Origin of the sequence: Streptomyces sp. YS-3, from assembly GCF_045257485.1 — a bacterium.
Taxonomy (GTDB): Bacteria; Actinomycetota; Actinomycetes; order Streptomycetales; family Streptomycetaceae; genus Streptomyces.
The window spans coordinates 1-1,477 of the sequence record NZ_JBJHPC010000979.1; the positions used below are offsets into that span (position 1 = coordinate 1).

Annotated in this window: 2 protein-coding genes; both read right to left on the reverse strand. The window is 74.4% G+C overall.

Going from position 1 to position 1,477, the window contains the following annotated elements; genetic code table 11:
* On the reverse strand, window positions 1–757 hold a 757-nt coding region (locus ACJA3G_RS36850), incomplete at its 3' end, for a hypothetical protein (RefSeq protein ID WP_406557369.1).
* Between the two features lie 128 nt (window positions 758–885).
* Window positions 886–1,477 (reverse strand): LOG family protein (locus tag ACJA3G_RS36855; RefSeq protein ID WP_406557370.1); only part of this gene is annotated, 592 nt, incomplete at its 5' end.

Consider the following 1,477-nt stretch of genomic DNA (forward strand, 5'->3'; position numbering starts at 1 on the left):
GCCACAGCACGCCGATCGCGCCGGGCAGGACCGTCTCGCCTACCACCAGCGCCGCCGTCGCCCCGTTGACCGAGCCGATCTGCAGCGCCACCGTGTGCAGATACATCCCGCCCGCCCCGGCCACCGCGATCGCGTAGAGCGCGGGGTCCGAGAGGAGGCGGCCGAGGTCGAAGGGGTCGACGCCGTTCAGGACGCGGACGCCGACGCCGAGCGCGCCGAAGCCCAGCCCCGACAGCAGACCCGCCACGATCGCCGCCCGGGCGCCCAGCAGACGTACCGCCACCGCCCCGCCCGCCATCAGCAGCACCGACACCACCAGCAGCCACCAGTGCGTGGCCAGGGACGTCTGGCCGCCGCCCTCCGCGCCCGCCGCCGTCGCCAGCAGCACCAGCGCCGAGCAGACCACCGCTATGGAGCCCCACTCCGCCCGGCTCAGCCGCAGACCCAGCAGCCGCACGCTCAGGACCGCCGTGATCACCAGGTTCGCGCTGATGACCGTCTGCGAGAGGAACAGGGGCAGGAGGCGGGCCGCCAGCGCACCCAGGGCGAAGCCCACGAAGTCCAGCACAGTGCCGACCATGAACTCCCAGGTCATCGCCGCCTTGGCGGTCGAGGACAGACTGGGGCCGCCGTGCTGGGTACGGGCCGTCGCCGCCGCCTCGCGGCGCGCGGACTTACGGGATCCCACGGCTTGCAGGACCGAGCCCGTGCCGTAACAGATCGAGGCCGCGATCGCGGTCAGTAGGCCGAGCAGCACCCGGAACTCCGTTCACCGATGTGGGGGGAGGGGGACATCGCCCGCTCCCCGTGCTTCCCAGCGGCAGACGTGCCGGGGCCGCCCGGCGTTGCCTGGTGTGATCTATGCCGTATCCCCGGCGGGGCCGCTCAGGCCGACAGCCGGGCCAGCTCCCCCGCCGCCTCGTCCACCGAGTCCACCAGCGCGATCCGCGCCGCCATCGGGCGGCCCTCGGCGAGCGCCTGGAGCAGCGGCCAGGCCGGCAGGTGCCGCGTCCAGTGCTCCCGGTCCACCAGCACCATCGGCGTCGGCTCGCCCCGCGACCCGTAGTAGTTCGGGGTCGCGTTGTCGAAGATCTCCTGTACGGTCCCGGCGGCGCCCGGCAGGAACACCACGCCCGCGTTGGAGCGGGCCAGGAGGCCGCCCTCGCGGGTGGCGTTGGCGAAGTACTTGGCGATGTGGCCGGCGAACGCGTTGGGCGGCTCATGGCCGTAGAACCAGGTGGGGATGCCGACCGACAGCCCGCCCCGGGGGTGGCGCCCGCGCACCTCGAAGGCGGCCCGCGCCCAGTCCGAGACGGACGGCGTGAACGAGGGTGCCTTGGCGAGCAGTTCCAGCGACTCGCCGAGCACGGCGTCCGCGAACGGCGCCAGGTACGCGCCCAGGTTCGCCGCCTCCATCGCGCCCGGCCCGCCCCCGGTCGCCACGGTGAACCCGGCCCGGGCCAGGGTGCGCCCCAGC